Here is a 22,197-nt window from a genome sequence, read left to right as displayed (position 1 = left end):
TAGGGGCCGTGCGCGGTGATGACGGCGTGCTCGTCCATCACGGCGATGGACGGCAGGTCGTGCCGCTGGCCGATCTCGAAGTCGTTCGGGTCGTGGGCGGGCGTCACCTTGACGGCGCCCGTGCCGAACTCGGGGTCGACGTGCTCGTCCGCGACGACCGGGATGGAACGGTCGGTCAGCGGCAGCTTGATGAGCTTGCCGACGAGGTGCTTGTACCGCTCGTCCTCGGGGTGGACGGCGACGGCGGTGTCACCGAGCATCGTCTCGGCACGGGTGGTGGCGACGACGATGGTCTCGTCACCCTCCCCGTACTTCATGGAGACGAGCTCGCCGTCGTCGTCCTGGTACTCGACCTCGATGTCGGAGATCGCGGTCAGGCAGCGCGGGCACCAGTTGATGATGCGCTCGGCGCGGTAGATCAGCTCGTCGTCGTAGAGCCGCTTGAAGATGGTCTGGACGGCCTGGGACAGGCCCTCGTCCATGGTGAAGCGCTCACGCGACCAGGCGACACCGTCGCCGAGGCGGCGCATCTGGCCGCTGATCTGCCCGCCGGACTCGCCCTTCCACTGCCAGACGCGCTCGACGAACGCCTCACGGCCCAGGTCGTGGCGGGACTTGCCCTCCTTGGCCAGCTCCCGCTCGACGACGTTCTGCGTGGCGATGCCGGCGTGGTCCATGCCGGGCTGCCACAGCGTCTCGAAACCCTGCATGCGCTTGCGGCGGGTCAGGGCGTCGATGAGCGTGTGCTCGAAGGCGTGCCCGAGGTGCAGGCTGCCCGTGACGTTCGGCGGCGGGATGACGACGGTGAACGGCGGCTTGTCGCTCTTGGCGTCCGCCTCGAAGTAGCCCCGCTCCACCCAGCGCTCGTACAGCGGCCCCTCTACATCGGCCGGCGCGTAGGTGGTCGGCAGTTCGGTGTCGGGCGCTGGTGGCTGCTGCTGAGCGTTCTCGGTCACGGGGGTCAGTTTACGGGCGTCACGGCCCTGTCCCGAAACGCGTTTCCTTTGTAACGGTGCGGCCCCCGGTGACCTGCGCACGCCAGACCTGAGTCAGGATGTCAGAACCACGTAAGCATCTGGAGGGGAACCCAGCAATGAGTCACAACCAGCCGGGCCCGTACGGCGGGCAGCCCCAGCAGCCCGGACCGTACGGCCAGCCGGGACCGTACGGCCAGCAGCCGCAGGCCCCCCAGCCCGGCTACGGCTACCCCCAGCAGGCACCTCCCGCGCAGCCCGGTTACGGCTACCCGCAGCAGGCACCCGGCCAGCAGCAGGGCTACGGCTACCCGCAGCAGCCCGCCCAGGGCGGCGTCCCGCCGCAGGCCCCCTACGGCCAGCAGCCCTACGGCATGCCCCAGCCCCCGGCCCCGGCGGGCGGCAAGAAGAAGACGGGCCTGATCATCGGCGCGGTCGCGGTGGTGGCGGCGATCGGCGTGGGCGCGTACTTCGTCCTCGGCGGCAGCGGGAGCGGCAGTGGCTCGGACATCGCCGACGACGGCCCGCACAAGCTGACGACCCCGGCGACGGTGATCGGCGGCGAGTACAAGAAGAGCGACGACAGCAACGAGGACAGCGGCGGCTTCACCAAGGACGACCTGAAGGACGCCGAGAAGCACGGCGTGAAGAACGCCAAGGACGTCAGCGCCGCCTACCAGGGCGGGGACGAGAACAACCCGCTCGCCATGAAGGTGATCAACTTCATGGGCGTGTACGGCGAGATCGAGGACCCGGAGAAGGTCGTCGACGCCATGTTCGCCGAGGTGAAGAAGAACGCGACCGAGGACAAGACCACCGAGGGCGAGGCCGTCGGCTCTCCGAAGGAGTTCAAGCCCAGCGGGCTGAGCGGCGCGGTCCTGAAGTGCCAGGAACTGAAGATCAAGAACGACGACGCCGTGTCGGGCGACCCGACCACCGGGCCGGCGGAGATCCACATGCCGGTGTGCATCTGGGGCGACCACAGCACCATCGGCGTGAACATCAGCATGGAGGTGGCCGACGCCATGGCCGGCAAGGCCGCCGACCTGAACAAGGCCGCCGAGCTGACCGCCAAGCTCCGGGGGGACGTCCGCGTCAAGGCCTGACGCTGACGCTGACGCACGGAAACGACGGAAGGGGCCCGGTCGAGTCGACCGGGCCCCTTCCGCGTGTGTACGGCGACGGCTACGCCGTCTTCTGCTCCCCCGGGCCGCGGCCTCGCGAATCGCGGGGGATCAGCGTCGGGTTGACGTTGGAGAGGACCACGTCGGCCGTGATGACGACGCGGGCGACGTCCTTGCGGGACGGGACCTCGTACATCACGCCCTGGAGGACCTCCTCCATGATGGCGCGCAGGCCGCGGGCGCCGGTCTGGCGGAGGATGGCCTGGTCGGCGATGGCCTCCAGGGCCTCGCGCTCGAAGTCCAGCTCCACGCCGTCGAGTTCGAACAGGCGCTGGTACTGCTTGACCAGCGCGTTGCGCGGCTCGACCAGGATCTGGAGCAGGGCCTCGCGGTCGAGGTTGTGGACCGAGGTGATGACGGGCAGGCGGCCGATGAACTCGGGGATCATCCCGAACTTCACCAGGTCCTCCGGCATGACCTGCTCGAACTGGTCCTTGGACTCGATCTCCCGCTTGGAGCGGATCTGCGCGCCGAAGCCGATGCCCTTGGCGCCGGCCCGGCCCTCGATGATCTTCTCCAGGCCCGCGAAGGCACCGCCCACGATGAACAGCACGTTCGTCGTGTCGATCTGGATGAACTCCTGGTGCGGGTGCTTGCGCCCGCCCTGCGGCGGCACGGAGGCCGTGGTGCCCTCCAGGATCTTCAGCAGGGCCTGCTGGACGCCCTCGCCGCTGACGTCACGCGTGATCGACGGGTTTTCGCTCTTCCGGGCGACCTTGTCGATCTCGTCGATGTAGATGATCCCGGTCTCGGCCTTCTTGACGTCGTAGTCGGCGGCCTGGATCAGCTTCAGCAGGATGTTCTCGACGTCCTCGCCGACATACCCCGCCTCGGTGAGCGCCGTGGCGTCCGCGATCGCGAACGGCACGTTCAGCATGCGGGCGAGGGTCTGGGCCAGCAGGGTCTTGCCGGAGCCCGTGGGGCCGAGCAGCAGGATGTTGGACTTCGCCAGCTCGATGGCGTCCTCGCGGCCCTGCGCGCCGCCGTTCTCGCCGGCCTGGACCCGCTTGTAGTGGTTGTACACCGCGACGGAGAGCGCCTTCTTGGCCGCCTCCTGGCCCACCACGTACCCCTCGAGGAACTCGTAGATCTCGCGGGGCTTGGGGAGCTCCTCCCAGCGCACCTCGCTGGTCTCGGCGAGCTCTTCCTCGATGATCTCGTTGCAGAGATCGATGCACTCGTCGCAGATGTACACACCGGGCCCTGCGATGAGCTTCTTGACCTGCTTCTGGCTCTTGCCGCAGAACGAGCACTTGAGCAGATCGCCGCCGTCACCGATGCGTGCCACGGTGTGCTTCCCCTTCGCCTGGGAGACTCCTGGCCGTCGACGCGACGTCGACGGCCGGCTGACTCCTGGTGCTGCCTTATGTCCGACGGTACCTTGCCGGGCCCCCCGTCCGGGCCCCCCTTGGCACGGTTCGCTTTGACGTGAACCGCGCCAAACCGTGCCAAGGGGCGGCAGACGTTACCGCCTCCCGCCTAGCGCAGGGAGGAGTTGTCCATCTTCCGGGTGGTGATGATCTGGTCGATCAGGCCGTAGCTCAGCGCGTCCTCGGCCGTGAGGATCTTGTCGCGCTCGATGTCCTCGCGGATCTTCTCGACCGGCGTGGTGGAGTGCTTGGCCAGCATCTCCTCCAGCTGCGCGCGCATCCGCAGGATCTCGTTGGCGGCGATCTCCAGGTCGGAGACCTGGCCGCGGCCGGTCTCGCTGTACGGCTGGTGGATCAGGACGCGGGCGTTCGGCAGGGCCATGCGCTTGCCGGGCGTGCCGGCGGCCAGCAGGATCGCCGCGGCGGAGGCCGCCTGGCCCATGCAGACCGTCTGGATGTCGGGCTTCACGTACTGCATGGTGTCGTAGATCGCCGTGAGCGCCGTGAAGGAGCCGCCGGGGCTGTTGATGTAGACCGAGATGTCGCGGTCCGGGTCCATCGACTCCAGGCACAGCAGCTGGGCCATGACGTCGTTGGCGGAGGCGTCGTCGATCTGCACGCCGAGGAAGATCACGCGCTCCTCGAAGAGCTTCGCGTACGGGTCGTACTCGCGCACGCCCTGCGAGGTGCGCTCGACGAAGCGCGGGATCACGTAGCGGGACTCGGCGGACGGGCCGGTGTACTCGGCACGTGAGCGGTCGTACAGGCCGCTGCCGGGGAAGTCGTTCACAGTGTCTCCTGGGAAGAGGCTGAGGCGGTCGGCTCGGGGCGTCAGGGGGCTCAGGCGCCCGTGCCGCCGCCGCCCGGCATGCCGGCGGCCGTCGCGATGACGTCGTCGATGAGGCCGTACTCCTTGGCCTCGAAGGCGTCGAACCAGCGGTCGCGGTCCGAGTCGCGCGTGATCTGCTCGACCGTCTGACCGGTGTGCTGGGACGTGAGCTCGGCCATGCGCTTCTTGGTGTGCAGCAGCCGCTCGGCGTGGATCTTGATGTCCGAGGCGGAGCCGGCCAGGCCGGCCGAGGGCTGGTGGATCAGGATCTCGGCGTTCGGCAGGGCGAAGCGCTTGCCGGGCGTGCCCGCGCTGAGCAGGAACTGGCCCATCGAGGCCGCGAGGCCCATCGCGATCGTCACCACGTCGTTCTTGATGTACTGCATGGTGTCGTAGATCGCCATGCCGGCCGTGATCGAGCCGCCGGGGCTGTTGATGTAAAGGAAGATGTCCTTGTCCGGGTCGGAGGCAAGGAGCAGCAGCTGCGCGGTGATCTTGTTGGCAATGTCGTCGTCCACGGGCTGGCCGAGGAAGATGATCCGCTCGCCGAGCAGCCGGTTGTAGACCTGGTCGCCGAGGCCACCACCGATGGAGGGCTCGCCGGCGGCTGAGGGCATCAGATTCGTCACGTATCCACCTGCTCGTCTTACGACGGCGCCGGGCCGTCTCACGTTTCCCTGCGGGGCTGGAGCCGCTTTCGGGGACTCCCCTGCCCTCGTATTCATGGACCCTAACGCGGTGACCCTCCGGTGCCATCCCGGTTCTGCGGGTGTTCGCCGGGGGCGTAGCGCCGTGACGGTGCCTGTTCGTCGCCGGGTGCCGGTGCGTCGTGGTTGATCGCGCCCACGCGGCGGAGCCGCACATCGATACAGCCCCGCGCCCCTGGGTGGGCTGGGCAGCCGTATGACGAACGGGCCCCGGCGTCGGTCGTCCGGGGCCCGTTCTGCGTCCGTCTGAGGAAGCGCGAGGGGATCAGCCCTCGGTCTTCTCCTCGGCGTCGGTGGACTCGGTGGCGGCGGCCTCGGTGGCCTCCGTCTCGTCCTCCTCGTCGTCCAGGTCGACGACCTCGCCGTTGGTGTCCTTGACGGTGGCCTTCTCGACCACGGCGGCCAGGGCCTTGCCGCGGGCGACCTCGCCGACGAGGAGCGGGACCTGGCCCTGCTCGACGACGGCCTGGGCGAACTGGTCGGGGGACATGCCGGAGGAGGCCGCGCGGCGCATGAGGTGCTCGGTGAGCTCCTCCTGGCTGACGTTGAGCTTCTCCTGCTTGACCAGCTCGTCGAGGACGAACTGGGTCTTGATGCCCTTGACCGCGGCCTCGCGGGTCTCGGTGTCGAACTCCTCGGCGGTCTTGCCCTGGAGCTCCAGGTACTTGTCGAGGGTGAGGCCCATCTGGCCGAGCTGGTGGTGCTCGAGGTTGTGCTTACGGGTGTTGATCTCGTCCTCGAGGAGCTTCTCGGGGACCGGGACCTCGACCAGTTCGAGCAGCTTGTCCAGCACGCGCTCCTGGGCCTGGGTGGCCTGGTCGTACTGCTTCATGTTGGCCAGGCGCTTGCGGCTGTCGGCCTTGAGCTCGTCCAGCGTGTCGAACTCCGACGCGAGCTGCGCGAAGTCGTCGTCCAGCTCGGGCAGCTCGCGCGCGGCGACCTGGGTGACCTTGACGGTGACCTCGGCCTCCTTGCCGGCCGCCGAGCCGCCCTTGAGCTCGGAGGTGAAGGTGGCCTCGCCACCGGCCTCCAGGCCCTTCACGGCGTCGTCGATGCCGTCGAGCAGCTCGCCCGAGCCGATGGTGTAGGAGACGCCGTCGGCGACCCCGTCCTCCAGGACCTCGCCGTCGACCTTGGCCTGCAGGTCGATGGTGAGCACGTCGCCCTCCGCGGCGGCGCGCTCGACCGGGGAGGTCGAGGCGAAGCGCTCGCGCAGCTGCTCGACCGACTTCTCGACGTCCTCGTCGCTGACCTCGACGGCGTCGACCTCGACCTCGATGCCGGAGTAGTCCGGGATCTCGACGGCCGGGCGGACGTCGACCTCGGCGGTGAAGTTCAGCGTCTCGCCGTCCTTCAGCTCCGTGATGTCGACCTCGGGCTGGCCGAGCGGGTTCAGCTCGGCCTCGTTGACCGCCTCGGTGTAGAACTTCGGAAGCGCGTCGTTGACCGCCTCCTCCAGGACCGCACCGCGGCCGAACCGCTGGTCGATGACCCGGGCCGGGATCTTGCCCTTGCGGAAGCCCTTCACCGTGACCTGCTGGTTGATCTTCTTGTACGCCGCGTCGAGGCTGTCCTTGAGCTCCTCGAAGGGCACCTCGACAGTGAGCCGAACCCGGGTCGGGTTCAGGGTCTCCACGGCGCTCTTCACGGTTCGGTCTCCTTGGTGGCTGACTTCTTGGGTTCTGCCGGAGCCAGAGAGGCATCCGGCAAATTTCGCCGCCCGGAGACTTCATACGCTGAGACACACGGGCGTGCAGCTTGCATAGTAACGGCAGCGACTACACGGCCCAAAAGACGATCACTGCCGATCGCCATGGCCGGTGGATGGTCGGGGTGGCGGGATTTGAACCCACGGCCTTCCGCTCCCAAAGCGGACGCGCTACCAAGCTGCGCCACACCCCGTCTGGTGCGACACGTAGGGTACATGCCGCCGGGTGCCGGGGCCCGTCGTATTTCCCGCGCGCCCGCGAAGGCCCGGCGCGGACGGGAAGGGGTGTGCGGCGAGGGGCGACGACCCGCTACGATGCCTTCAGTGCCGTGGCCGGCGAGCCGCGGTGCGCTGTGCGGGCGTAGCTCAATGGTAGAGCCCTAGTCTTCCAAACTAGCTACGCGGGTTCGATTCCCGTCGCCCGCTCCGAGAGGCCTCCGGCCCGGTCCCCCGAGGGGACCGGGCCGGAGGCCTTCCGCGTGCCGGGACCGCGGGGGTGTGTCCTAGAACTGGATGGAGTTGATCGTCTCCGCGATCGAGTTCAGGAAGCGCTGGATGTCGTCGGCCATGCCCGTCGAGGCGAGGAAGAAGCCGAAGAGGACCGCGACGATGGCGGGGCCCGCCTTGATGGAGCCTCCTCGCAGCAGCACCACCAGGATGATCGCCAACAGCAGCACCACTGACAGTGAAATGGCCACAACTGATCACACCCTAGGTCGGTCCGCTCTCCCGGCCCGGGGATGCGCCCCCGCGCACCCCCGCCAGAACCATCGTGCCACCAACCGGGCCCCGTCATGCGGCAGGTGACACATCGTCCGACTGTCTTCCGGCCAGACGTGCTCCCCCGCGCACGCGGGCACGCCCTGCGGGCGCCCTCCGTACAGGAATTCGACCCGACACTCGCACGGGGAATTCGAACCGTTTCGTTTCCATGGCCACACAACACGTTCGCAGGCATTTCGAATTGTCTTCGCGGACACATCGGGCGCGCCGCGCGGGGATACGGGAGGCGGCCGGAGGCGGACATTCCCGTGGAGTCGCCCGGCGGGCTCATGCCTGCTTTCGTGCCGAAGAGTCATGACAATACGGGCCTGTTGAGGCCCCCGTGGAGCCCGGTGACACTGGTGGCTGTGGGGCCTGTCACGCAATTCGGGAGGCCAACTCTCCCGGAATTGGGGGTAGTCGCCGAGGGCGTCGTGAAACCCGAATAGCGGAGGGGCGTGGATGGTTTTACGGGATCACTCGGCCGACGCTAGGGTGCCTCAGATGTTCAACGCTGCCTCGTCCCCCACAAACGCAGCGAGGTCGACGACGGGCGCGCCCCCGTCCGGCGCGCGACGCGACGCGTTCTTCGACAACGCCAAGTACCTGGCGATCGTGCTGGTGGCCATGGGCCACTCCTGGGACCCGCTCAACGACGACAGCCGGGTCCTGGCGACGCTGTACACGGTGGTCTACGTCTTCCACATGCCGGCGTTCGTCATCATCTCCGGGTACTTCTCCCGCAGTTTCGGCATGCGCCCCGACCGGGTCAGACGGCTGATCACCGGCGTCGCCGTGCCCTATGTCGTCTTCGAGACCGCCTACGCCCTCTTCCAGCGCTTCGCCGGGGACGATCCGCGGCACGGGATCAGCCTGCTGGACCCCTGGTATCTGACGTGGTTCCTGTGCGCGCTGTTCGTCTGGCGACTGACCACCCCGCTGTGGAAGGCGATCCGCCATCCGCTGCCCGTCGCCCTGGCCATCGCCATGCTGGCCTCGATGGCACCGGAGATCGGCGACGACCTGGACATGCAGCGGCTGCTTCAGTTCCTGCCCTGCTTCGTGCTGGGCCTGTGCCTGCGGCCCGAGCACTTCCGTCTGGTGCGGCGCCGGTCGGTGCGGATCGCGTCGGTGCCGGTGTTCGCGGCGGCGCTGCTCGTCGGCTGGTGGGCGTCCCCGCACATGGACCTGAGCTGGGTCTACCACAACGCCGCCGCGCAGGAGATGGGCGCCCCGTGGTGGACCGGGCCGGTCATGACGCTCGCCCTCTTCGGCTGCTCGCTGCTGCTGACCGCCTGCTTCTTCTCGTGGGTGCCGGGCCGGCGCACCTGGTTCACGGCCCTGGGCACGGGCACGCTCTACGGCTATCTGCTGCATGGCTTCCTGATCAAGGCCGGCTACTACACGGGCCTGTTCGACCGGCCCGCGCTGCACCGGCCGCTCGGTGAGCTCGCCGCGACGGTCGCGGCCGCGGCGGCCGTCACGCTGCTGTGCACCGCGCCCGTACGGCGCGTGTTCCGGTGCGTGATGGAGCCGGGGATGGCGTGGGCGTTCCGGCCGGAGGCCGTCGCGCCCCCGGTCGCGCGCGGGGAACGGCAGAAGACCGAGGAGCGGCGCGAGAAGGTCCCGGTCTAGCCGTCCAGGCCGAGGAGTGCGCGCATGCGGGCGTACTTCTCGGTCAGCCGGGCGCGGGTCGCCGCGTCGAGGACCGCCAGCCGGGCCGGGTCCGCGTTGTGCGCCAGGTCCGCCTCCTTGACCAGCAGGGCGCCGGGCGTGGCGAGGATGCGGGCGGCGTACGCCTCGGGCGGTTCCCCCGCCCGTTTGGTGAGGGCGCGCACGATGTCCTTGGTGCGGGCGCTCAGCGCGGCCTCGCGCAGCCACCGCTCCGACAGCGCGTCGTCCTCGACCGCGTCGTGCAGCCAGGCCGCGGCGATCTGCTCGTCGTCCCCGCCGCGCCGCCGGACGCCCTCGGCGACGGCCAGCAGGTGTTCGGCGTAGGGCCGTCCGGCCTTGTCGGTCTGTCCGGTGTGGGCGGCGCGGGCGACGGCCTCGACGTCGGCCGGGGAGAGCCGGCCGGCGGGCCCGGGAGCGGGTGAGGGGGGTGGGGTGGGGGACACGCGGTCCAGTGTGTCAGTCCGCCGCGGCCGCGGAGTGGGCCGTCGGGCCCTCCCGGCAGATCAGCAGGAGCGCCCGGTCGTCGTTGACGTCCTTGGCCACTGCCTCGATGAGGTGCCAGGCGGCGCCGTGGAAGCCGCCGGCGACATAGCGGTCGGCCTCTCCGGTGAGCCGGTCGATGCCCTCGGCGATGTCGCGGTCGGAGGTCTCCACCAGACCGTCCGTGAACAGCATCAACACGTCGCCGGGGCGCAGCGTGCCCTTCACCGGGTCGAACTGGGCACCGTCGTACACGCCCAGCAGCGGTCCCTCGGCGGACTTCTCCTCCCAGCGGCCCGTGCCCGCGCTGAGCTGGAGGCCCGGCGGGTGCCCGGCGGAGTACAGCTCGTAGTCGCCGGAGTCGAGGTCCAGGACGAGGTGGATGGAGGTGGCGAAGCCCTCGTCCCAGTCCTGGCGGAGCAGGTAGCCGTTGGCGGCCGGCAGGAAGGCGTGCGGGGGGAGGCTGCCCAGCAGTCCGCCGAAGGCGCCCGACAGCAGCAGGGCGCGAGAGCCGGCGTCCATGCCCTTGCCGGACACGTCGGTGAGCACGGCCTCCAGGGTCCGGCCGCCGTTGGTGCGGGCCGCGACGACGAAGTCGCCGGAGAAGGACTGGCCGCCGGCCGGGCGCAGCGCCATCTCCCGGTGCCAGCCCGGCGGCAGCTGGGGCAGCTTGCTCTGGACGCGGATGCGTTCGCGCAGGTCGAAGAGCATGGTGCCGCCGCGCCGCCAGGGCACGCCGACCCGGCTGCGGAACTGGGCGATCAGCAGTCCGAAGAAGCCGCAGGCCGCGACGACCAGGACCACACCGGGGGTGACCCGGGAGGGGCCCTCGGTGTAGGGGCCCAGCTGCACCGACTCCACGATCAGGGCGGTGGCCGCCGCCGCGTACAGGCCGAGCAGGCTCGCCGGGCGCAGCAGCAGGCCGCCCGCGACGATGGGCAGCACCAGCGCGGCCGGTGAGCACCACACGGAGTTGACCATCGTGGTGGCCGCGATGACGGGGACCATCAGCAGCAGCCCGGCGAGCGCGATCCAGTCCGAGCCGTCGCCGCGGAAGTAGTCGACGGCGGATCTGCGCATGCCGACGCGGGCCCGGTGCCACTGCTTGTTCCACCGGGCCGTGAACGTCTCGGCCTCTGCGCGCCGCTGTCGTCCTGCTGCCATTAGTTCGGGACCCTATCCATCGGACCGGTCGCTTGGCACGGGAGGTCCTGCTTGTCCCCCGTCCGAGGCCGGACTTCACAGTGAACTTCACGAACGGCCGTCGCGCCGCAACCTGGCGGAAATTCCCTCGCCCGTCCTGAGGGGCCCTGGTAGGCATGGGCCCATGGGCAACGACGGCAACGGCTACACCGGCGGATTCGACGCCACGAGCGGGCTGCGCGTTCTGCGGCCGGACGAATGGGACACGTGGTACGGGACATTGCTCCGTGCCTTCGGCGGCATCCCGGAACCGGCCGAGGAGCTGGAACTGTACCGGGAGCTGACGCGGTACGACCGCTCCCTCGGTGTCTGGGACGGCGACGAGTGCGTGGGTACGGCGGGCGCGTTCGCCTTCCGGATGACCGTGCCCGGCGGTGCGCCGGTGTCCGCCGCGGGCGTCACCATGGTCGGCGTCGCCGCCACGCACCGGCGCCGGGGTGTGCTGACGTCGATGATGCGACGGCAGCTGGACGACGTACGGTCCTGGGGCGAGCCGCTGGCCGTGCTGACGGCCTCGGAACCGGCGATCTACGGCCGGTTCGGCTACGGCGCGGCGACCTTCCAGGTGAACGCCGAGATCGAGACCGACCGGGTCCGCCTGTCGGTGCCGGACGGGACGGACGGCGTACGGGTGCGGTACGCCGGGCCCGCGGACGTCCTCGACGCGTGCGAGGCGGTGTACGCGCGGCTGGTGCCCGGGCGGCCCGGCATGCTGGAGCGGGGCCCCGGCTGGGAGCGGCTGGGCCTGCTGGATCCGGAGAGCGCCCGGAACGGCGCGTCGCCGTTGCAGTGCGTGGTCGCCCGGCGGGACGGGGAGGTCACGGGGTACGCGCGGTTCCGGGTGCGGGCGGACTGGGGGACCACGGGGCCCGACGGCACGGTGGTGCTCCAGGACCTGGCCGGGCTGGATCCGGCCTCGGAGGCCGCGCTGTGGCGCTTCCTGTTCGACGTCGACCTGACGAGGAAGGTGGCCACGCGCGGGCGGCCGGTCGACGAGGCGTGGCAGTACCAAGTGTCCGACATCCGGCGGTGCCGGCCGCAGTTGCGGGACGCGCTGTACGTGCGGCTGGTGGACGTGGGGGCCGCGCTGGCGGCGCGTACGTACCAGGCGCCGGTGGACGTCGTGTTCGACGTCGAGGACGTCTTCTGCCCCTGGAACGAGGGGCGTTGGCGGCTGACGGGGGACGCGAAGGGGGCGTCCTGCGAGCGTACGTCCGACGCGGCCGATCTCGCCCTGTCCGTACGGGAGTTGGGGGCCGCCTATCTCGGGGGCGTGAGCCTGGGCTCGCTGGGCGCGGCCGGGCGGGTGCGGGAGCTGCGCTCGGGTGCGCTGGCGGAGGCGTCGGTGGGGTTCGGGTCCGACGTGGCGCCGTGGCTGCCGCACGGGTTCTGACGGCCCGGCGTCGCCTGCGCGGCGGTCAGCCCTTCTGACAGGTCGGGCACCAGAAGAGGTTGCGGGCGGCGAGTTCGGCGGTGCGGACGGCGTCGCCGCACAGGTGGCAGGGGCCGCCGGTGCGGCGGTAGACGTAGACCTCGCCGCCGTGGTCGTCGACGCGGGGCGGGCGGCCCATGGCCTCCGGGGTGTGCTCCGGGCGGACGGTGTCGATGCGGTTCTCGCGGACGCCCTCGTGCATGAGCGCGACGAGGTCGTGCCAGATGGTGTCCCACTCGGCTGGGGTGATGTCCTTGCCGGGGCGGTACGGGTCGATGCCGTGCCGGAAGAGGACCTCGGCGCGGTAGACGTTGCCGACGCCGGCGACGACCTTCTGGTCCATGAGCAGGGCGGCGATGGTGGTGCGACTGCGGGAGATCCGGGCGTAGGCGGTGCGGGGGTCGTTGCCGTCGCCGGGCGGGCGGAGCGGGTCGGGGCCGAGGCGGTCGTGTATCGCCTGCTTCTCGGGGTCCGTGATCAGGGCGCAGGTGGTGGGGCCGCGGAGGTCGACGTACGCGGTGTCGTTGACGAGGCGGAGGCGGACGGTGTCCGTGGGCGGGGGCGCGGGGGTCTCGCCGAAGGCGACCTTGCCGAAGAGGCCGAGGTGGATGTGGACCCAGTCGGCGGCGCCGAAGCCCAGGAAGAGGTGCTTGCCGTGGGCCTCGGTGCGGGTGAGTTCGGTGCCGGTGAGGAGGGCGGCGGCGTCGGAGAACTTGCCCTGGGGGCTGGTGACGTGCACTGCCGTGCGGGCGAAGGCGGTGGCGTAGTCCTGTGCCAGGCGGTGGATCGTGTGCCCCTCTGGCACGGCGGGGTCCTTTCGGTTCCTTGCCCGCCCGCCCGACTCGGTCCGTCGAGAAGCGGGGCTCGTTCCGGGGCTCCGCCCCGGACCCCAGGGCGTTACCCACCCACTCCACCCGACTCGGTCGGCCGAGAAGCGGGAGTCGAAACCCCGGGGCTCCGGTGTCGTCGTTACTGCTGCGGGTGGTGCGGCGGGATGGGCGGGAGGTCGCCCGTCGTTTCGTAGGACGTCAGCATGTCGATGCGGCGGATGTGGCGCTCGTCGCCCGAGAACGGCGTCGCGAGGAAGGTCTCCACGAACTTCGTCGCCTCCTCCTGCGAGTGCATGCGGGCGCCGACGGCCACGACGTTGGCGTTGTTGTGCTGGCGGCCCAGGGACGCCGTCTCCTCGCTCCAGGCCAGCGCCGCACGGACGCCCTTGACCTTGTTCGCCGCGATCTGCTCGCCGTTGCCGGAGCCGCCGATCACGATGCCGAGGGCGTCGGGGTCCGCGGCGGTCCGCTCGGCCGCACGGAGGCAGAAGGGGGGGTAGTCGTCCTGGGCGTCGTAGATGTGCGGTCCGCAGTCGACGGGCTCGTGGCCCGCCGCCTCGAGCCACTCGACGAGGTGGTTCTTGAGTTCGTAGCCCGCATGGTCGGAGCCGAGATACACGCGCATGCGTCGAGTGTGACACGCGGGCCCAGGGGAAGCAGCGTCGGGTGTCGACTGTGAAAAAAGGGAGGGGAAACCATGAAAGCTCAGGGAAAGCTCAAGTAACGATCCGGAATCAAAGGTTCCCGAATTCGTTCGCCTCCGTTTCACTGGTCCGGCTCGTACACCGCTCGTACGGGTGAATGCTCGACCGGCGCAAAGGAAAAACACCCCCATGACTTCGCAGCCGACTCTGACAAAGGCCGGGAACGGCCCCGGAGAACCCGGAGAACCCGGGTCCGGGCTCCAGGCCGGTCTCAAGAACCGCCACCTTTCGATGATCGCCATCGGCGGTGTCATCGGGGCCGGGCTGTTCGTGGGATCCAGTTCGGGTATCGCCACCGCGGGGCCCGGCATTCTGCTGTCGTACGCCCTCGTCGGCACCCTCGTGGTGTTCGTGATGCGGATGCTCGGTGAGATGTCCGCCGCCAATCCGACGTCCGGCTCCTTCTCCGCCCACGCCGACCGGGCGCTCGGGCCCTGGGCCGGGTTCTCCATCGGCTGGCTCTACTGGTTCTTCTGGGTCGTCGTGCTGGCCGTGGAGGCGACCGCCGGGGCCAAGATCCTCGAAGGGTGGATACCGGCCGTGCCCCAGTGGGGCTGGGCCCTCATCGTGATGGTGGTGCTGACCGCCACCAACCTCGCCTCGGTCGGTTCCTACGGCGAGTTCGAGTTCTGGTTCGCCGGGATCAAGGTCGTGGCGATCGCCGCGTTCATCGTCGTGGGCGGGCTGGCCGTCTTCGGCGTACTGCCGGGCGTCGACAGCGACCAGGCGGGGCTGTCCAATCTGACCGCGCACGGCGGCTTCCTGCCGCACGGGCCCGGAGCGATCCTCACCGGTGTGCTGCTGGTCGTCTTCTCCTTCATGGGCAGCGAGATCCCCACCCTGGCCGCCGGTGAGTCGGAGGACCCGCAGCGGGCGGTGACCAAGGCGACGAACAGCATCATCTGGCGTATCGCCGTCTTCTACCTCGGGTCCATCTTCGTCGTCGTGACCCTGCTGCCGTGGGACTCCCAGTCCATCGTCGACCTGGGCTCCTACGTCGCCGCCCTGGACTCCCTCGGGATCCCGAACGCCGGTGAGGTCATGAACTTCATCGTGCTGACGTCCGTGCTGTCCTGCCTCAACTCCGGGCTCTACACGGCGTCCCGCATGGCCTTCTCGCTTGGTCAGCGCGGGGACGCGCCGAAGGCGTTCGCCCGGACCACCCGGCGCGGGGTGCCGCAGACGGCGATCCTGTCGTCCGTCGTCTTCGGCTTCGTCGCGGTGTTCTTCAACTACAAGTTCCCCGACACGGTCTTCCTCTTCCTGCTCAACTCCTCGGGCGCGGTGGCCCTGTTCGTCTGGCTGGTCATCTGCTTCTCGCAGCTGCGGCTGCGGAAGATCATCCAGGCCGAGGCGCCGGAGAAGCTGGTCGTGCGGATGTGGCTGTACCCGTACCTGACCTGGATCACCGCCGCGGTGATCGTCTTCGTGCTGGGCTACATGCTGACCGACACCGAGCACGACGGGCGTACGACGGTGCTGCTGACGCTGCTCGTCGCGGCGGTCGTGCTCGTCATCGCCGTCGTGAAGCAGCGGGTCGTCGCCCGCCGGAGCTGACGCCGTACGGCGGGAACGCGAAGAGGCTCGCCGGGGCACTGTGCCCGGGCGAGCCTCTTCGCGTGTCGGCCGCTACCGCGTCACCGCTTGCCGGCCAGCTTCCAGGCGGCCGGCAGCACGCCCATGGCCAGGGCGGCCTTGAGGGCGTCGCCGATCAGGAACGGCGTGAGACCGGCCGCGATCGCGGCGCTCAGGGACATGTCGGCGGCCAGGGCCAGGTACGGGACGCCGACGGCGTAGATGACCGCCTCGCCCAGCAGCATCGTGCCGGCCGTGCGCAGCACCGAGCGGTCGGCGCCGCGGCGGGCGAGGGCGCCCACGACCGTGGCGGCGAGCAGCATGCCGAAGACGTAGCCGAGGGACGGGGCGCCGGTGCCGGAGCCGCCCTCCGCGAACCACGGCACGCCGGCCATGCCGACCAGCGCGTACAGCGCGAGGGACAGGAGGCCGCGGCCGGCGCCGAGGGAGGTGCCGACGAGGAGCGCCGCGAAGGTCTGGCCGGTCACCGGCACCGGGGAGCCGGGCACGGGCACCGCGATCTGGGCGGCGACGCCGGTGAGCACGGCACCGCCGGCCACGAGCGCGACGTCCCTGACTCGGGAGGAGGGGAGGAGGTCGGCGAGGACCTGCCCGGTGCGGGCGGGGACGGCAGCGGTGCTCATGGGGACTCCGCGGTGGTGTGGACATGTCGGGACACCGCGACGCTATCCCAGGGGGCCGGAGCCGATCACGAGCAGCGCTCGACAAAGGCTGGATCACGGGCTTGGTGGGCTCCCGACAAAGAACACCGGGCACACCCGCTCCGGGGTGATGCCGGTCACTGAGGTGGCGAGGTGAGCGTCACCCGGGGCGGCGGGCGCCGGCTGTGGGGTCCCGCCAAACACGGCGGAGGCGCGGGGGCCGAGGGAGGCCCGGACCCCGCCGGGCTACCGGACTGTCACGTTCCGTATCGTGGCCGTCCGCATGATGGGCGGCCGCTGTCGAAGGGTGGCGGCACCGCCGAGACTGTGGGCGTTTTCACCCCCGTCCCCCCACGCATTGGACGAGCCGCACGATGTCCGACAGCACCACCACCGAGGCGCCGCCCCAGTCGGACGACGCCTCTCTCTCGCACGGCCTGAAGCAGCGCCACCTGTCGATGATCGCCCTCGGCGGTGTGATCGGCGCCGGGCTGTTCGTGGGCTCCGGGGCCGGCATCGCCGCCGCCGGGCCGTCGATCGTCGTCGCCTACACCCTCTCCGGTCTCCTCGTGATGCTGGTGATGCGGATGCTGGGCGAGATGTCGGCCGCGTATCCCTCGTCGGGTTCCTTCTCCGCGCACGCCGAGCGGGCGATCGGGCCCTGGGCCGGTTTCACCGCGGGCTGGTCGTTCTGGGTGCTGCTGTGCACGGCCGTCGGCCTGGAGGGCATCGGCGCGGCGCAGATCGTGCACGGCTGGCTGCCGGGGACGCCCGAGTGGGCGTGGGTGGCGCTGTTCATGGTGGTGTTCTGCGGCACGAACCTGGCGGCCGTGAAGAACTTCGGTGAGTTCGAGTTCTGGTTCGCCACCCTCAAGGTCGGCGCGATCTCGCTGTTCCTGGTCCTCGGCGTGCTGGCCATCGCCGGCGTCCTGCCGGGCACCGACTCCCCCGGCGCCTCCCACCTGAACGACTTCCTGCCGAACGGCGGCAACGGCCTGATCATCGGCCTGCTCGCCTCGGTGTTCGCCTACGGCGGCCTGGAGACGGTCACCATCGCCGCGGCCGAGTCGGAGAACCCGGTCAAGGGCGTGGCGAGCGCCGTGCGCACGGCGATGTGGCGGATCGCCCTGTTCTACATCGGCTCGATGGCGGTGATCGTCACGCTGGTGCCGTGGGACTCCGAGGAGGTCGTGGCGAAGGGCCCGTACGTCGCCGCCCTCGACGAGCTGGGCATCCCGGGCGCCGGCCAGCTGATGAACGTGGTCGTGCTGGTCGCGTTGCTGAGCGCGATGAACGCCAACATCTACGGCGCCTCGCGCATCGGCTACTCGCTGGTCGAGCGCGGCCAGGGCCCGAAGGCGCTGGGCCGGGTGTCGGGCGGGGTGCCGCGGATCGCGGTCCTCGTCTCCTCCGTGTTCGGCTTCGGCTGCGTGCTGCTCAGCTACTGGCGGCCGGACGACGTCTTCTCCTGGCTGCTGAACATGATCGGCGCGGTCATCCTGGTCGTCTGGATCTTCATCGCCGTCTCCCAGCTGCGGCTGCGGCGCCGGCTGGAGCGGGAGGCGCCCGAGAAGCTGGTGGTGCGCATGTGGGCGTTCCCGTGGCTGACCTGGGTGGCGCTGGCGGGCATGGCCACGGTGTTCGTGCTGATGGCCCGCGAGCCGGACACGCGGGTGCAGCTGTACTCGACGGGCGGGATGACGCTGGCCCTCGCGGCCGTCGGCTACGCCTGGCAGCGGCGGCGGGCGCGCGCCTAGCCCGCACCCGAAGAGCCCCGGGGCCCTCGCACGGAGACGGATCCGTGCGGGGGCCCTTTCGCGTGCCCCGGCGCGCCCGCGAACCCTCCTGCTGCTAGCGTGCACTTGCAAGCCTTTTGCAATAAGAGGTCGGAGGGGATCCGCCATGTCCGTCTACACGCTTCCTGAACTGCCGTACGACTACTCCGCGCTGGCCCCCGTGATCAGCCCCGAGATCATCGAGCTGCACCACGACAAACACCACGCGGCCTATGTGAAGGGCGCCAACGACACGCTGGAGCAGCTCGCCGAGGCGCGGGACAAGGAGACGTGGGGCTCGATCAACGGCCTGGAGAAGAACCTGGCCTTCCATCTCTCCGGCCACATCCTGCACTCCATCTACTGGCACAACATGACCGGCGACGGCGGCGGCGAGCCGCTGGAGAAGGACGGCACGGGCGAGCTCGCGGACGCGATCGCCGAGTCGTTCGGCTCCTTCGCCGGTTTCAAGGCGCAGCTCACCAAGGCCGCCGCGACCACGCAGGGCTCCGGCTGGGGCGTGCTGGCGTACGAGCCGCTGAGCGGACGCCTGATCGTCGAGCAGATCTACGACCACCAGGGCAACGTGGGCCAGGGCTCCACGCCGATCCTGGTCTTCGACGCCTGGGAGCACGCCTTCTACCTCCAGTACAAGAACCAGAAGGTCGACTTCATCGACGCGATGTGGGCGGTCGTGAACTGGCAGGACGTGGCGAAGCGGTACGAGGCCGCCAAGTCCCGTACGAACACGCTGCTGCTGGCGCCCTGAGCCGCCCGCACCACCTAAGCGTCCCGCCTCGTGATCGTCTTCTCAACCTTCACCGGCGGGCGGAATGAGGGAAGCCCCCGCGAGGACGTGACTCGCGGGGGCTTTCTGTATGCCCTGAGGCGGACTACAGGTTGCTGAAGTCCGGGCCCTTGGTGCGGGTGCGCTTGATCTCGTAGAAGCCGGGGACCGAGGCGACCGCGAGGGTGCCGTCCCAGAGCTTGGCGGCCTCCTCGCCCTTGGGGGCCGGGGTGACGACCGGGCCGAAGAAGGCGAGCTGCTCGCCGTCGGCGCCGGGGACGGCGATGACCGGGGTGCCGACCTCCTGGCCGACCTTGTCGATGCCCTCCTTGTGGGAGGCGCGCAGCTGGGGCTCGTAGGGGGTGGAGTCCCAGTGGTCCATCAGCGACTCGGGCAGGCCGGCGTCCTTCAGGGCGGCGGCGACCGTCTCCCTGCCCGGACCCTCGCCCTGGTTGTGGATGCGGGTGCCGAGCACGGTGTAGAGGTCGCCGAGCACCTCGGGACCGTGCTCCTCCTGGGCCGCGATCACGACCCGGACCGGGCCCCAGGCCCTGTTCTCCAGCATGTCGCGGTAGTCCTCGGGCAGCTCGTCGAGCTTGTCCTCGTTGAGGACGGCGAGACTCATGACGTGCCAGCGGACCTTGATGTCCCGCACCTTCTCGACCTCCAGGACCCAGCGGGAGGTCATCCAGGCCCAGGGGCACAGCGGGTCGAACCAGAAGTCGACGGGAGTCTTGTCCGACATGTCTCTCCTCATGGGGCGTGCGCGACCGAGCGTTACCCCCGGGCAACGCGGGGACGGGCCCCGGCCATTCCCGGCTGCCGCGCGTCAGGAGCGCATGGCAGGATCAGTGCTGTCCGCATACTGAACACCTTCCGAGGGAGTGCCGCCCGTGCCCGGTGAGAATCTGTCCCGCGACGAGGCCCGGGAGCGGGCCGCACTGCTGTCCGTCGACGGGTACGAGGTGTCCCTCGACGTGCGATCGGCCGTCGGTGACGCGCAGGGCGAGGGGCCGCGCACGTTCCGGTCCGTCACCACCATCCGCTTCCGGTGCAACGAGCCCGGCGCGAGCAGCTTCGCCGACCTGGTCGCGCCGAGTGTGACCGCCGTGTCCCTCAACGGCCGGGACCTCGACCCGAGCGAGGTCTTCGACGGCTCCCGGATCGTCCTGGAGGACCTGGCCGCCGACAACGAGCTGGTGGTCGACGCCCAGTGCGCCTACTCGCGCACCGGTGAGGGCCTGCACCGCTTCGTCGACCCCGAGGACGGCGAGGTGTACCTGTACACGCAGTACGAGCCGGCCGACTCGCGCCGGGTCTTCGCCAACTTCGAGCAGCCGGACCTCAAGGCGCCGTTCCGCTTCGAGGTGCGGGCGCCCGAGGAGTGGACGGTGTGGAGCAACGGCGCGGGCGAGCTCGCCGACGGGGTGTGGCGGTTCGCGGAGACGAAGCCGATCTCGACGTACATCACCTGTGTCGTGGCCGGTCCCTACCACTACGTGACCGACTCCTACGAGCGTGTGTTCGAGGACGGTACGCGGCTGGAGATCCCGCTCGGCGCGATGTGCCGCAAGGGCCTCGCCCCGCACTTCGACGCCGACGACGTCTTCCTGATCACCAAGCAGGGCTTCGACTTCTTCCACGACCACTTCGACTACCCGTACCCCTTCGGGAAGTACGACCAGGCGTTCGTGCCCGAGTACAACCTCGGCGCGATGGAGAACCCGGGGATGGTGACCTTCCGGGAGGAGTACATCTTCCGCGGGAAGGTGACGCGGGCGTCGTACGAGGGCCGCGCCAACACGATCCTGCACGAGATGGCGCACATGTGGTTCGGCGACCTGGTCACCATGGAGTGGTGGGACGACCTGTGGCTGAAGGAGTCCTTCGCCGACTTCATGGGCGCGTTCGCCAACGTGGGCGCGACCCGCTTCAAGGACGCCTGGATCACGTTCGCCAACCGCCGCAAGGCGTGGGCGTACCGCGCGGACCAGCTGCCCTCGACGCACCCGATCACGGCCGACATCCGTGACCTGGAGGACGCCAAGCTCAACTTCGACGGCATCACCTACGCCAAGGGCGCGAGCGTGCTCAAGCAGCTGGTGGCGTACGTCGGGCAGGACGCCTTCATGGAGGGCGCGCGGCGCTACTTCAAGCGGCACGCCTACGGCAACACGCGCCTCGGCGATCTGCTGTCGGTCCTTGAGGAGACCAGCGGGCGGGACATGGCCGCCTGGGCGCGGTCCTGGCTCCAGACGGCCGGTGTCAACGCGCTGACCCCGCAGGTGCTGCTGAGCGCCGAGGGCCGGATCGACGAGCTGGCGGTCGTGCAGGAGGCCGCGGAGTCGCACCCCGAACTGCGGCCGCACCGGGTGGCGGTGGGCCTGTACCGGCGGACCGCCGAGGGCGCGCTGGAGCGGTACGCGCGTGCCGAGGTGGACGTCGACGGGCCCCGCACGGTGGTGGCGGAGCTGGCCGGCGCGGAGGCGCCCGAGCTGGTCCTCGTCAACGACGACGACCTGACGTACTGCAAGACCCGCTTCGACGCGACGTCGCTGGCGACGCTGCGCGAGCACCTGGGCGCCCTGACCGACCCGCTGGCGCGGGCCCTGTGCTGGTCGGCGCTGTGGAACATGACGCGGGACGCGCTGCTGCCGGCGCGGGACTTCGCCGCCCTGGTGCTGCGGTTCGGGGGGCGCGAGTCGGACATCGGCGTCCTTCAGATGCTGCACGCCTGGGCCGGGTCGGCGCTGGTGCACTACGTGGCCCCCGAGGGGCGCGAGGCCGTCGGCCGGCTGCTGGGCGAGGGCGCGCTGCGGGAGCTGCGGGAGGCGGCGCCGGGCAGTGAGCAGCAGCTCGCGTGGGCGCGGTTCTTCGCGTCGGTGGCCTCCGACGAGGCGGAACTGCGGCTGCTGCGGGGCCTGTTGGAGGGCACGGAGAAGATCGACGGGCTGGACGTGGACCAGGAGCTGCGCTGGGCGTTCCTGGAGCCGCTCGCCGCGCACGGCGAGGCCGACGAGGCCGTGCTCGCGGCCGAGCTGGCCCGGGACGACACGGCGTCCGGCAAGCGGCACCAGGTGCGCTGCCTGGCGGCCCGTCCGTCGGCGGCGGTGAAGGCGCAGGCCTGGGCGCAGGTCGTGGAGTCGGACGCGCTGTCGAACGCGCTGGTGGAGGCGACCATCGCGGGCTTCGCGCAGGCCTCGCAGCGGGAGCTGATCGCGCCGTACGCGGAGAAGTACTTCGCGGTGATCGAGCGGGTGTGGAGCGAGCGGTCGATCCAGATCGGGATGGACGTCGTGCGGGGGCTGTTCCCGTCGCTGCGGGACTCTCAGGACACGCTGGACGCGACGGACGCGTGGCTGGCCGCGCACGAGAAGGCTGCGCCGGCGTTGCGGCGGCTGGTGTTGGAGGCGCGGGATGATCTCGCCAGGGCGTTGCGGGGGCAGGCGTGTGATTCCGTCGGTCTCTGAGGGGGGTGCGTGAGGCTCGGTGCCTCGACCGCGGGTTCGTCGTGGCTGGTCGCGCAGTTCCCCGCGCCCCT

Annotated in this window: 19 protein-coding genes and 2 tRNA genes; 8 read left to right on the top strand and 13 right to left on the bottom strand. The window is 70.3% G+C overall.

Translation table 11 applies throughout. From position 1 onward, the window contains the following. Window positions 1-956: class I tRNA ligase family protein (locus GTW67_RS00825; protein WP_161162851.1), on the bottom strand; the 956-nt coding region annotated here is incomplete at its 3' end. Between the two features lie 137 nt (window positions 957-1,093). Between GTW67_RS00825 and GTW67_RS00820 the strand changes: the two genes are divergently transcribed. Beyond that, window positions 1,094-2,080, top strand: a complete 987-nt coding sequence (locus GTW67_RS00820) for a hypothetical protein (protein ID WP_161162850.1) — start codon at window positions 1,094-1,096, stop codon at window positions 2,078-2,080. Between the two features lie 79 nt (window positions 2,081-2,159). Here the strand turns inward: GTW67_RS00820 and clpX are convergent, their stop codons facing one another. The 5 genes from clpX to GTW67_RS00795 form a co-directional block, all read right to left on the bottom strand. Further along, window positions 2,160-3,446: an ATP-dependent Clp protease ATP-binding subunit ClpX gene (gene clpX, locus GTW67_RS00815; protein WP_161162849.1), complete on the bottom strand. Its 1,287-nt coding sequence runs from the start codon at window positions 3,444-3,446 to the stop codon at window positions 2,160-2,162. Between the two features lie 191 nt (window positions 3,447-3,637). Then, window positions 3,638-4,318 carry an ATP-dependent Clp protease proteolytic subunit gene (locus tag GTW67_RS00810; RefSeq protein WP_161162848.1) on the bottom strand — a complete coding sequence of 227 codons (681 nt, stop codon included), beginning with the start codon at window positions 4,316-4,318 and terminating at the stop codon, window positions 3,638-3,640. A gap of 50 nt (window positions 4,319-4,368) precedes the next feature. Continuing rightward, on the bottom strand, window positions 4,369-4,974 hold the full coding sequence (locus tag GTW67_RS00805) for an ATP-dependent Clp protease proteolytic subunit (protein ID WP_030399935.1): 606 nt from the start codon (window positions 4,972-4,974) through the stop codon (window positions 4,369-4,371). Between the two features lie 355 nt (window positions 4,975-5,329). Then, window positions 5,330-6,712, bottom strand: a complete 1,383-nt coding sequence (tig, locus tag GTW67_RS00800; RefSeq protein ID WP_161162847.1) for a trigger factor — start codon at window positions 6,710-6,712, stop codon at window positions 5,330-5,332. A 177-nt stretch (window positions 6,713-6,889) separates the two neighbouring features. Then, window positions 6,890-6,966: transfer RNA gene (locus GTW67_RS00795), tRNA-Pro, on the bottom strand. A 161-nt stretch (window positions 6,967-7,127) separates the two neighbouring features. On the opposite strand from GTW67_RS00795, the gene GTW67_RS00790 reads away from it, so the two are divergent. Continuing rightward, window positions 7,128-7,198 (top strand) — tRNA-Gly (locus tag GTW67_RS00790). A gap of 77 nt (window positions 7,199-7,275) precedes the next feature. On the opposite strand, the gene GTW67_RS00785 is transcribed toward GTW67_RS00790, so the two are convergent. Beyond that, window positions 7,276-7,470: a hypothetical protein gene (locus tag GTW67_RS00785; RefSeq protein ID WP_123999966.1), complete on the bottom strand. Its 195-nt coding sequence runs from the start codon at window positions 7,468-7,470 to the stop codon at window positions 7,276-7,278. A gap of 568 nt (window positions 7,471-8,038) precedes the next feature. Between GTW67_RS00785 and GTW67_RS00780 the strand changes: the two genes are divergently transcribed. Then, entirely contained in the window at window positions 8,039-9,169 is a 1,131-nt protein-coding gene (locus GTW67_RS00780; protein WP_161162846.1) for an acyltransferase family protein, read from the top strand. Here GTW67_RS00780 and GTW67_RS00775 read toward each other — a convergent pair. Next, window positions 9,166-9,651 (bottom strand): HD domain-containing protein, encoded by a 486-nt coding sequence (locus GTW67_RS00775; protein ID WP_161162845.1) that lies wholly within the window; start codon window positions 9,649-9,651, stop codon window positions 9,166-9,168. The two genes, GTW67_RS00780 and GTW67_RS00775, sit on opposite strands and share 4 nt — an antisense overlap. A 13-nt stretch (window positions 9,652-9,664) precedes the next feature. Beyond that, window positions 9,665-10,852, bottom strand: a complete 1,188-nt coding sequence (locus tag GTW67_RS00770; RefSeq protein WP_161162844.1) for a PP2C family protein-serine/threonine phosphatase — start codon at window positions 10,850-10,852, stop codon at window positions 9,665-9,667. A 163-nt stretch (window positions 10,853-11,015) separates the two neighbouring features. Here GTW67_RS00770 and GTW67_RS00765 point away from each other — a divergent pair, with 163 nt between their 5' ends. Next, window positions 11,016-12,284 (top strand): GNAT family N-acetyltransferase, encoded by a 1,269-nt coding sequence (locus tag GTW67_RS00765; RefSeq protein ID WP_161162843.1) that lies wholly within the window; start codon window positions 11,016-11,018, stop codon window positions 12,282-12,284. 25 nt (window positions 12,285-12,309) lie between these two features. Here GTW67_RS00765 and GTW67_RS00760 read toward each other — a convergent pair whose 3' ends face one another. Both GTW67_RS00760 and GTW67_RS00755 read right to left on the bottom strand, forming a co-directional pair. Further along, a complete protein-coding gene (locus GTW67_RS00760; RefSeq protein ID WP_161162842.1) occupies window positions 12,310-13,128 on the bottom strand; it encodes a DNA-formamidopyrimidine glycosylase family protein in 819 nt (272 codons plus the stop codon). 164 nt (window positions 13,129-13,292) lie between these two features. Continuing rightward, a complete protein-coding gene (locus GTW67_RS00755) occupies window positions 13,293-13,778 on the bottom strand; it encodes a ribose-5-phosphate isomerase (protein WP_161162841.1) in 486 nt (161 codons plus the stop codon). Between the two features lie 208 nt (window positions 13,779-13,986). Between GTW67_RS00755 and GTW67_RS00750 the strand changes: the two genes are divergently transcribed. After that, window positions 13,987-15,414 carry an amino acid permease gene (locus tag GTW67_RS00750; protein ID WP_161162840.1) on the top strand — a complete coding sequence of 476 codons (1,428 nt, stop codon included), beginning with the start codon at window positions 13,987-13,989 and terminating at the stop codon, window positions 15,412-15,414. Between the two features lie 80 nt (window positions 15,415-15,494). Here the strand turns inward: GTW67_RS00750 and GTW67_RS00745 are convergent, their stop codons facing one another. Further along, window positions 15,495-16,076 (bottom strand): biotin transporter BioY, encoded by a 582-nt coding sequence (locus GTW67_RS00745; RefSeq protein ID WP_161162839.1) that lies wholly within the window; start codon window positions 16,074-16,076, stop codon window positions 15,495-15,497. A gap of 392 nt (window positions 16,077-16,468) precedes the next feature. Between GTW67_RS00745 and GTW67_RS00740 the strand changes: the two genes are divergently transcribed. Then, complete coding sequence (locus tag GTW67_RS00740) at window positions 16,469-17,851, top strand: amino acid permease (protein ID WP_161162838.1); 1,383 nt, start codon at window positions 16,469-16,471, stop codon at window positions 17,849-17,851. Between the two features lie 145 nt (window positions 17,852-17,996). Next, window positions 17,997-18,638 carry a superoxide dismutase gene (locus GTW67_RS00735; RefSeq protein ID WP_161162837.1) on the top strand — a complete coding sequence of 214 codons (642 nt, stop codon included), beginning with the start codon at window positions 17,997-17,999 and terminating at the stop codon, window positions 18,636-18,638. A 124-nt stretch (window positions 18,639-18,762) separates the two neighbouring features. Here GTW67_RS00735 and GTW67_RS00730 read toward each other — a convergent pair whose 3' ends face one another. Beyond that, entirely contained in the window at window positions 18,763-19,401 is a 639-nt protein-coding gene (locus GTW67_RS00730) for a mycothiol-dependent nitroreductase Rv2466c family protein (protein WP_161162836.1), read from the bottom strand. A gap of 148 nt (window positions 19,402-19,549) precedes the next feature. On the opposite strand from GTW67_RS00730, the gene pepN reads away from it, so the two are divergent. After that, window positions 19,550-22,126: an aminopeptidase N gene (gene pepN, locus GTW67_RS00725; protein ID WP_161162835.1), complete on the top strand. Its 2,577-nt coding sequence runs from the start codon at window positions 19,550-19,552 to the stop codon at window positions 22,124-22,126. The last annotated feature ends 71 nt before the right edge of the window (window positions 22,127-22,197 follow it).

This window comes from Streptomyces sp. SID5910, assembly GCF_009862125.1.
In the GTDB taxonomy this organism is placed as follows: domain Bacteria; phylum Actinomycetota; class Actinomycetes; order Streptomycetales; family Streptomycetaceae; genus Streptomyces.
Note: the sequence above shows the minus strand (reverse complement) of the source record. Positions and strands in the feature narration are given on the sequence as shown.

Coding starts and splice junctions, on each gene's coding strand:
- GTW67_RS00820 (WP_161162850.1), top strand. CDS start 1,094: ATGAGTCACAACCAGCCGGGCCCGTACGGCGGGCAGCCCCAGCAGCCC.
- GTW67_RS00805 (WP_030399935.1), bottom strand. CDS start 4,974: ATGCCCTCAGCCGCCGGCGAGCCCTCCATCGGTGGTGGCCTCGGCGAC.
- GTW67_RS00780 (WP_161162846.1), top strand. CDS start 8,039: ATGTTCAACGCTGCCTCGTCCCCCACAAACGCAGCGAGGTCGACGACG.
- GTW67_RS00770 (WP_161162844.1), bottom strand. CDS start 10,852: ATGGCAGCAGGACGACAGCGGCGCGCAGAGGCCGAGACGTTCACGGCC.
- GTW67_RS00765 (WP_161162843.1), top strand. CDS start 11,016: ATGGGCAACGACGGCAACGGCTACACCGGCGGATTCGACGCCACGAGC.
- GTW67_RS00755 (WP_161162841.1), bottom strand. CDS start 13,778: ATGCGCGTGTATCTCGGCTCCGACCATGCGGGCTACGAACTCAAGAAC.
- GTW67_RS00750 (WP_161162840.1), top strand. CDS start 13,987: ATGACTTCGCAGCCGACTCTGACAAAGGCCGGGAACGGCCCCGGAGAA.
- GTW67_RS00745 (WP_161162839.1), bottom strand. CDS start 16,076: ATGAGCACCGCTGCCGTCCCCGCCCGCACCGGGCAGGTCCTCGCCGAC.
- GTW67_RS00740 (WP_161162838.1), top strand. CDS start 16,469: ATGTCCGACAGCACCACCACCGAGGCGCCGCCCCAGTCGGACGACGCC.
- GTW67_RS00735 (WP_161162837.1), top strand. CDS start 17,997: ATGTCCGTCTACACGCTTCCTGAACTGCCGTACGACTACTCCGCGCTG.
- GTW67_RS00730 (WP_161162836.1), bottom strand. CDS start 19,401: ATGTCGGACAAGACTCCCGTCGACTTCTGGTTCGACCCGCTGTGCCCC.